Below are 8,073 nucleotides of genomic sequence, written 5' to 3'. Positions count from 1 at the left end.
CTACTGATCGGTAGTATGCGAACCGTTGTTCGTGGCTGTCAGTCGCCGGCCATACGCTGACTGCACGGCGCCGCAACCAGGCCGTACCGGAAGGACGGAAACGTGGTCATCAGGTTGATCATCGGGCTCGTGGCCACCGTGGTCGCGCTCGCGCTCGCCGGGCGGCGGGTCCGGTTCCTCTACCGCGTGGCGATGAGCGGTCAGCCCGCTCCCGACCGGCTCGCCTCAGCCAAGGACAACGTCGGCGACGAGGTCAAGGGCCAGGTCGTGGAGGTCCTCGGGCAGCGCAAGCTGCTCAAGTGGACCGTCCCCGGGCTCGCCCACTTCTTCGTGATGTGGGCGTTCATCATCCTCATCACCGTTTACATCGAGGCGTACGGCGCGCTGCTCACCGGCCTCGACTTCCACATCCCCGTCGTCGGCAAGTGGGACGCGCTCGGCTTCCTGCAGGACTTCATCGCCGTCGCCGCCTTCCTCGGCCTGGTGGCCTTCACCGTCATCCGGCTGAAGAACTCCCCCAAGCGCCTCGACCGCAAGTCGAGGTTCAAGGGCTCCCACCTGGGCGGCGCGTGGCTCGTCCTGTTCATGATCTTCAATGTCGTGTGGACGATGTTCCTGTTCCGCGGCGCGGGCGTCGCCACGGGCAACTTCCCGTACGGCAACGGCGCCTTCATGTCCCACCTGGTGGGCAGCGCGCTCAAGCCGGCCGGTCACGACGTCAACGAGGCGCTGGAGTCGGTCGGTCTGCTGCTGCACATCGGCGTCATGCTGGTGTTCCTGATCATCGTGCTGAACTCCAAGCACCTGCACATCTTCCTGGCGCCGCTCAACGTCATGTTCAAGCGCCGCCCCGACGCGCTCGGCCCGGTGCCGCCGATGATGAGCGACGGCAAGCCGATCGACTTCGAAGAGGCCGACCCCGACGAGGACACCTTCGGCCGGGGCAAGATCGAGGACTTCACCTGGAAGGGCTTCCTCGACTTCGCCTCCTGCACCGAGTGCGGCCGCTGCCAGTCGCAGTGCCCCGCCTGGAACACCGGCAAGCCGCTGTCGCCCAAGACGCTGATCATGGACCTGCGCGACCACGCCCTGGCCAAGGCGCCGTACATCCTGGCCGCCGAGGACGAGCGCGACAACCTGCCCGAGGACGTGCTCAAGGAGGCCGGCCGCCCGCTCGTCGGCGACGCCGAGTCCATGGGCGTCATCGACCCCGACGTGCTGTGGTCCTGCACCAACTGCGGCGCCTGCGTCGAGCAGTGCCCGGTGGACATCGAGCACATCGACCACATCGTCGACATGCGCCGCTACCAGGTCATGATCGAGTCGAGCTTCCCCTCGGAGGCCGGCGTCATGCTGAAGAACCTGGAGAACAAGGGCAACCCCTGGGGCATGTCCGAGATGAAGCGCGCCGACTGGGTCGAGGAGCTCGACTTCGAAGTCCCGATGGTCGAGGACAAGCTGCCCGAGGACACCGAATACCTGTTCTGGGTCGGCTGTGCGGGCGCCCTGGAGGACCGCGCGAAGAAGACCACCAAGGCCGTCGCGGAGCTGCTGCACATCGCGGGCGTGAAGTTCGCCGTCCTCGGCCCGATGGAGGCCTGCTCGGGCGACCCGGCCCGGCGGCTGGGCATGGAGTTCATCTTCCAGATGCTCGCCCAGCAGAACATCGAGACCCTCAACGACGCCGGCGTCAAGAAGATCGTCGCCACCTGCCCGCACTGCTTCAACACGCTGTCCAACGAGTACCCGCAGCTCGGCGGCACGTACGAGGTCGTGCACCACACCCAGCTGCTGTCCCACCTGGTGGAGACCGGCAAGCTCACCCCGGTCACGCCGGTCGAGGAGAAGATCACCTACCACGACCCGTGCTTCCTGGGCCGCCACAACAAGGTCTACTCCCAGCCCCGCGACATCATGGCCAAGGTCCCGGGCGTGCAGACCCAGGAGATGCACCGCTGCAAGGACCGCGGTTTCTGCTGCGGCGCCGGCGGCGCCCGCATGTGGATGGAAGAGCGCATCGGCAAGCGCATCAACACCGAACGCGTCGACGAGGCCCTGGAGACCGACCCGGACACCGTGTCCACGGCCTGCCCGTTCTGCCTGGTGATGCTCGGCGACGCGATCAACGAGAAGAAGTCCTCGGGCGGCGCGAAGGACTCCCTCGAGGTGGTCGACGTGTCCCAGCTGCTGATCCGCTCCATCAAGGGCGAGCCCGAACCCGAAGCCGAACCCGCCGCTGCGGAGTAACGACCCGAGCCGCCCGGCCGCCGTCCCACCGACGGCGGCCGGGGGCACTAGTCGGAGTTCTGCCAGACCAGGATCCCGGGGCCGTCGGCGGTGAGGACCGGGATCCACGCCTCGTCCAGGTCGGCGAGTCGGCTCTCGTCCAGGACCAGCGCCTGCGGGCCACGGCCGGTCACGCCCTCCGGGCCCGGGGACGACTCCCAGAAGAGGATTCTCTCCACCGCGCCGCGGAGCCGTCGCAGGTCGTCCTCCGGCCAGGATCGGCCCTCCGCGCCGGATCCTCGGAGGTCACGTTCGAAGAACGTACGGAGGTCGGCCAGCGCCGGCGCGCTCCGTACCGGGACCAGATAGCCCTCGACGTGGCCCGACCGGGTGGCCGTCCCGCCGTACTGCTGCTCGTAGCAGATCCCCGTGGGCGCCCGGACGATGACGTACGACCAGTCGCGCCCCTGCGTCCCGTCCGGATCCAGGAAGACGTACCGCCGCGCGCCCACCGGTTCGGTCATGGCCGCACGATCCCCGCCTCGGCGACGCTTTGTACCGCAGTAAGCATGACCGGGGAGTATCTCAGTCGATAGCCTCCGTGCCCATGAGAAGACGAGTGATCGCCATGGCGGCCCTCCCCTGGCTGGTCACGGGATGCGCGCCGGCGAGTGCGGCGCTGCACGGGTATCACCGATACACCAACCCGAGTGTCGCGATGGAGCCCACACTGCGGGTGAACCAGACGTTCAACGCACGGCCCGTCCGGCACGGCAGGTACACGCCGAAGCGCGGGGACGTCGTGGTGTTCACCATGCCGAGCTGGTCCGCGGACGGCCGGGGTACGCAGCCCATCGTCAAACGCGTCGTGGCGATCGCCGGCGACCGGATCGGCTGCTGCTCGGGCGGCCGGGTCACGCTGAACGGCGCGCCGTTGTCCGAGCCGTACCTCGCGCCGGGCACTGCTGAGGCGGCCTTCGGCACCGTGGCGATCCCGCCCGGGCAGATGTGGCTGATGGGCGACAACCGCGCGAACTCGGCGGACTCCCGTACGGGCCGCGGCCCCGTTCCGGCCTCCGCGGTCATCGGCGTGGTAGTACTCAAGTGACGCGGGCGCCGCGTCAGGGCGTGTCCAGCGCCCACCAGCGGGCGGCGAGCGCGTCGAGCGTGGGTTCCGGCGGCGCGGGCAGCTCCTTGAGGTACCAGGTCAGGTCGCTGTAGCGGTGCAGCAGCGCGTACGCGAGAAGCCGCCGCTGCAACGCGGCGTCGAACCGGTCGCCGGGCCGGCCGTAGGCGGTGAGGAGCCGGCGCAGGAACCGCGCGTCGCCCCGGGAGACGAACAGGCCCACCGCGGCGAACTCATACTCCCGGTCACCCGTCATGGCGGGTTCGAAGTCGTACAGGCCCGAGAGCGACCAGCCGCCGCCCGGCCCCCGGACGGCCAGGAGGTGTTCGCGCATGACCTCGGTGTGCAGGAGGACCGGCGGTGACGGCTGCAGCGGCACCGAGCCGAGGAACTCGGGAATCTGCGCGGCCCACAGCGGCGCCAGTCCGCGGGCGCGCTGGCGCGCGACGCAGCCGGCTCGCTGGTCGGCGATGAAGCGGTGCCAGTCCGCCGGCCCGAGCGCCGGAACGGTGATCTGGTGCAGGGCGGCGAGGAGACGCCCGAGCTGCTCGGCGATCGCGTCCCGGTCGCGTTCGTCCGTGCGTGGCCAGACCTCGGTCAGCGGTTCGCCGCGCAACCGCGTCATGAGCACGTAGCGCCAGTCCCCGAACTCGCCGGCCGCCTCCACGCGTGGCGTCGGCACCGGCAGCCGGCCATCGATCGCGCGCAGCACGCGGTCTTCGACCCGCCCGTTCCTCGCGCAGGCCGGCGGGTAGAGCTTGAGCACGAGCCGGTCCCCGACGGCGTAGACGGGTAGCGAGCCACCCGGAAAACGCGTGACGTCCGCCCCGCCGTGTCCGAGATGACGGCACAATGCGAGGACGCCCGGCCGGAGCCGAGCCTCGTCCCGGCGTACGGCGGCGAACTCCGCCTCGGTCTTCGCCACCGGAAGAGAATGGTTCGGCACCCGGCCACCGTACGGTTGTGACAGGCGGCCGTTCATTCCCTTTTTTCGGGCGCTGCCGGGAGGCGGAGACCATGCGGACGAGGTTGCGGAAGCTGCACACCGGTGGACGAGCGTTCGTGTGGAAGGCCGACATCCGCCATGTCCGCGGCGAGCGCGACTGCCACCGGTGCATCCGCGTACGCGTCTGGGGCGCCGGGAAGAACAGCCGCGCGCTGCAGGCGGACCTGCTGTCGAAGAGCTGGGGTTCGCCCTGGGGCGCGTGCGCGGCCGACGGCGCCTACCCGCAGCCGGAGGACGTACGGACCCTCATCGAGTACGCCCTGGCGCACGGCTGGGAACCCGATGCCGTCGGCGGGACGCACCTGCTGACCGAGCGGGAGCACACGGCGTTCGAGCTGCCCGAGTTCCTCCTCACCGACCGCCTCCGCGTTCCTTCGGCCCCGGACCCCACCGAGCGGGTGATCCGCGCCTTCGAGGCGGCGAACGGGTGATTCACGGCCGCGGAAAACCGGTTGCGGGGGATGTCACGATGGACCGATGCGTGTGACATTTCCCCGTCTGGCCGACGGTGCACGTTCCTACAGCATCGTCGAGCGCTCGGACGGCGTCCGCTACCGCGTGCGCGAGGGCGTGGCCGGGCCCTCACTTCCACATGACGCGGTCCACTTCATCGTGGAGCGCGGTACGGCGGAGGACGGCGGCTTCTGGGGAGCGGTCGCCGCGGGCGCGGTGTTCGACAGCATGGATCACCTCGACGGCCGCCGCCCGCCCCATGCGCAGCGGCGCTCCGAGCAGGCCATCAGGGCCCGCTCCGACCGGCTGCAGCGCGCGGAGCTCATGGCCGGCCTCGTACAACGCGTCGCGGACGAGCGGATCACCAGCACCGACCAGGTCGCCCGGGCCGCCGAAGAAGCGCTCTCCACCCTCCCCGACACACGGGTCGACGAGGCGAAGGTCATCGCGGCGGCCGAGGAGCTCCGGGAGAAGGCCCGCTTCTGGGCGGCACTCGCACAGGGCGAGAAGCTGGTCATGGAATGGCCGGAGAAGAAACGCCGCAAGTAGGGGTCGCGACAGCGCAGCGCGAACACCGGGATGGAGAAACGGAGCGAGGCCCCGGCCGGGTTCGCCAGGAGGCTGACGGAGCGGGACTGCACCGGCTTCGCCGTCGACCTCTTCGGGATCGAGATGCACCCTATGGGAACACGACGCACGCCTTCATGGACTGCTCGGCGCGTGGGCGACGGACGTGCGTGCCGACCGTCGGGACGGTGGGGAAGTTTCGTGTTCGCCGCGAAAGGCGTCATTTGCTCCGCTAGTGTGCTAGCCGGTACGCGGGGGGCTGCCGATACAACGGAGGAGTCGTGCGCCTTTCCGCGGTCATCACCGGTCTCGCGATGCTCGCGGTCGTCGTGTCCGGATGCGGATCGTCGAAGGCGGACGACGCGAGGGCCGCGGACGCACCCCGGGCCACGCCCACGCCCACGCCGCGGAAGGTCGTCGTGGTCGTCGATCACAAGAAGACCGCCGAGACCATGACCACGGCCGGGACCGTACGGGCGGTGCTCGCCCAGGTCGGCGTGCAGCTCGGCCCGCACGACCTGGTGACCCCGCCCGCCGACGCGGCACCGGCCGCGACCGTCAAGGTCCTCCGGCTGCTGTCCGACCCGGTGACCAAGATGGTCAAGATCCCGCCGCCGATCGTGCGGAAGAAGAGCTCGAAGGTCCCCGCCTACAGCCAGAAGGTGCTGCGGAAGGGCCGCTCCGGCCTCAAGCAGGTCCAGGTCGCGTACGTCCGGCGGCACGGCAAGAAGGTCAAGGCCGTCATCGCCCAGAAGATCAAGCGCAAGGCGGTGTCGCAGATCGTCGCCGTCGGCCCGCAGCCGACGGGCGCCGGCTCCGCGGCCCGGCTCAACTGGAGCGCTCTGGCGAAGTGCGAGTCGGGCGGCAATCCCCGCGCGGTCAACCCCGCCGGTTACTACGGGCTGTACCAGTTCAACCGGCAGTCGTGGGCGACGGTCGGCGGCTCGGGCCTGCCGAGCCAGGCCTCCGCGGCCGAACAGACCTACCGCGCCCAGCTCCTGTACAACAGGGTGGGCGGCCGGTGGCAGGGCCAGTGGCCCAACTGTGGCCACTACCTCTTCAGCTGAATCAGGCGCCCTGCGGCGGTTCGGTGCGCGTACGACTTGAAGCGCGTTCGCGGGTCGTCCCTCCAGCAAGACCGGCACCCTTTGCGCGACCGACTGGCACGACCTCGAGCAGGGTGCCATGTTCTACGCCTATCGCCCCGAAGTCCATCGTCGGCCGAACAACTGATCGTGCGAAGATCAGCAGGCCAGTTCCTCTTGCGTGCCGGTGAAGCTCAGAGACAGGGTCTCGACGGCGTGGGTGGCGATCGTGATGCGGAAGGACCGATCCTTGCCCGCCACCAGCAGATGTGCGCCGTCGCCCTCGCGGCAGATCGCGTCGCCCAGAAGGTTCGCCGGCTTCGGGGGCTTGCCGGCCACGTACGCCGGCCGGTAGCGCCTCTCGAACAGGACGCGAGCGGCGCCTCCTCCGGAGACCGGCGCTGCGATCACGCGATCGATCGCCCGCAGGTGGTCGTGGGTGACGAAGTACGTCTGCGTTCCGTCGGTGCTCAGCGTCCCCGTCTCACCGTCCACGTCGCCGTACCATCCTGACCCCGGCACCACCAGGCGGCTGTCTCGGGCAAGGTCGTGTGCGGTGCCGGTGTCGACCACGCGGATGCCCGGGTTCGCGCGCTGCGCGATCTGTAGCGTGCGCCCGTCCGCCGCCCAGGAGAGGCCGACCAGGGGACTCCAGCCGCTGCCCGCCCAGAGGGTCGTCCTCGGCCGTCCGGCGGCGCTGGTCACTACCACCCCGTAGGCCATACCGCTCTTGACGGGGCGGCTCGTGGGGAAGGCGAACCGGGTGCCGTCCGGAGTGACGGCGATATCGTCGATCGCGTCGTCGGCCGAGGTCATGCCGGGGACCGGCGCCAGTTCAACGATCTTTCCGTGTTCGTCGATGCGCATCCGGTAGAGGCGCATGTGGGCCCGGTCGGTCGTCAGCCCCCTGAGGAAGAAGATCCGGGACGGCCGTCCGGGCGAGACGCCGGCCGTCACCGTGCTCCAGTTGCAGATGCCGGCGGGACGTCCCACCAGCGCGACCGGCCGTCCGGAGGCGGTCAGCAACTGGGTGACTCCGTCGCCGCAGATGGAAGTGCCGGGCGACCGTACGGCCAGTAGGTAATGAGCTTTTCCGGCATCCGGAGAAGTCTTCGAGCCGTGATCGGGAGGGTGTGCGGCCGTGTTCCCGCACGCGCCGACCGCTAACACCGCCGACAGCAGCGGGGCGGCCATCGCCGACCGGCGGCGCTGACCGGCGGCCGTCGTACGGCGGGTGGCCCTCGTCACTGTGGAGCGCCGCCGAACCCGATCTCGTTCCCGTCGGGATCGCGGTAGGTGGTCTTACGCACGCCGTTCGCGTAGGTCTCCTGCTCCGCTGGATCCAGCCCCCGTTCGGTGATCTGCGCGACGCGCGCATCGAGGTCGTGTACGAAGAGCGTGTGCATGGCATGGCCGGCGTGCTCGGGCCGCTGCTCGATGTAGACGAACCGGTGCTCGGCGAGCTCCCACACGGCCTCCGTGTCGTTCGGAAAGAACGCCGGAGGAGAACCCAGCAGCCGCTCGTACCATTTCAGAGCCGCCGCGTAGTCGGTGACCGGAATACCTGCGAACAAGTCGAGGGCCATGCCGCCATCGTAGGAATATTCTCG

At 69.7% G+C, this 8,073-nt stretch carries 9 protein-coding genes; 5 read left to right on the top strand and 4 right to left on the bottom strand.

Annotated elements, in window-relative coordinates; all coding sequences use genetic code 11:
• Positions 1-102 precede the first annotated feature (102 nt).
• The gene (locus ABEA10_RS04015) at positions 103-2,247 is read left to right on the top strand and encodes a (Fe-S)-binding protein (RefSeq protein ID WP_345457573.1); all 2,145 of its coding nucleotides are present in this window, start codon (positions 103-105) and stop codon (positions 2,245-2,247) included.
• A 47-nt stretch (positions 2,248-2,294) separates the two neighbouring features.
• On the opposite strand, the gene ABEA10_RS04010 is transcribed toward ABEA10_RS04015, so the two are convergent.
• On the bottom strand, positions 2,295-2,750 hold the full coding sequence (locus ABEA10_RS04010; RefSeq protein WP_345457570.1) for a DUF6210 family protein: 456 nt from the start codon (positions 2,748-2,750) through the stop codon (positions 2,295-2,297).
• Positions 2,751-2,833: 83 nt separating this feature from the next.
• Between ABEA10_RS04010 and lepB the strand changes: the two genes are divergently transcribed.
• Complete coding sequence (lepB, locus tag ABEA10_RS04005; RefSeq protein WP_345457567.1) at positions 2,834-3,334, top strand: signal peptidase I; 501 nt, start codon at positions 2,834-2,836, stop codon at positions 3,332-3,334.
• 13 nt (positions 3,335-3,347) lie between these two features.
• Here the strand turns inward: lepB and ABEA10_RS04000 are convergent, their stop codons facing one another.
• Complete coding sequence (locus ABEA10_RS04000; protein WP_345457564.1) at positions 3,348-4,277, bottom strand: phosphotransferase family protein; 930 nt, start codon at positions 4,275-4,277, stop codon at positions 3,348-3,350.
• Between the two features lie 92 nt (positions 4,278-4,369).
• On the opposite strand from ABEA10_RS04000, the gene ABEA10_RS03995 reads away from it, so the two are divergent.
• From ABEA10_RS03995 to ABEA10_RS03985, 3 genes are all read left to right on the top strand, one after another.
• On the top strand, positions 4,370-4,789 hold the full coding sequence (locus tag ABEA10_RS03995) for a hypothetical protein (RefSeq protein WP_345457561.1): 420 nt from the start codon (positions 4,370-4,372) through the stop codon (positions 4,787-4,789).
• 52 nt (positions 4,790-4,841) lie between these two features.
• Positions 4,842-5,360: a hypothetical protein gene (locus ABEA10_RS03990; protein ID WP_345457558.1), complete on the top strand. Its 519-nt coding sequence runs from the start codon at positions 4,842-4,844 to the stop codon at positions 5,358-5,360.
• Between the two features lie 299 nt (positions 5,361-5,659).
• Positions 5,660-6,445 carry a resuscitation-promoting factor gene (locus ABEA10_RS03985; protein WP_329249804.1) on the top strand — a complete coding sequence of 262 codons (786 nt, stop codon included), beginning with the start codon at positions 5,660-5,662 and terminating at the stop codon, positions 6,443-6,445.
• A gap of 177 nt (positions 6,446-6,622) precedes the next feature.
• Here ABEA10_RS03985 and ABEA10_RS03980 read toward each other — a convergent pair whose 3' ends face one another.
• On the bottom strand, positions 6,623-7,711 hold the full coding sequence (locus ABEA10_RS03980) for a TolB-like translocation protein (RefSeq protein ID WP_345457553.1): 1,089 nt from the start codon (positions 7,709-7,711) through the stop codon (positions 6,623-6,625).
• Positions 7,708-8,049 carry a VOC family protein gene (locus ABEA10_RS03975; protein ID WP_345457550.1) on the bottom strand — a complete coding sequence of 114 codons (342 nt, stop codon included), beginning with the start codon at positions 8,047-8,049 and terminating at the stop codon, positions 7,708-7,710. The genes ABEA10_RS03980 and ABEA10_RS03975 overlap by 4 nt, the downstream gene beginning before the upstream one ends.
• Between the last annotated feature and the right edge of the window lie 24 nt (positions 8,050-8,073).

The sequence above is a fragment of the Actinoallomurus oryzae genome (assembly GCF_039541955.1).
Classification (GTDB): Bacteria; Actinomycetota; Actinomycetes; order Streptosporangiales; family Streptosporangiaceae; genus Actinoallomurus; species Actinoallomurus oryzae.
Note: the sequence above shows the minus strand (reverse complement) of the source record. Positions and strands in the feature narration are given on the sequence as shown.

Bases quoted from the DNA above. Each gene is read 5' to 3' on its own strand.
- ABEA10_RS04010 (WP_345457570.1), bottom strand. From the start codon at position 2,750: ATGACCGAACCGGTGGGCGCGCGGCGGTACGTCTTCCTGGATCCGGAC.
- lepB (WP_345457567.1), top strand. From the start codon at position 2,834: ATGAGAAGACGAGTGATCGCCATGGCGGCCCTCCCCTGGCTGGTCACG.
- ABEA10_RS03995 (WP_345457561.1), top strand. From the start codon at position 4,370: ATGCGGACGAGGTTGCGGAAGCTGCACACCGGTGGACGAGCGTTCGTG.
- ABEA10_RS03975 (WP_345457550.1), bottom strand. From the start codon at position 8,049: ATGGCCCTCGACTTGTTCGCAGGTATTCCGGTCACCGACTACGCGGCG.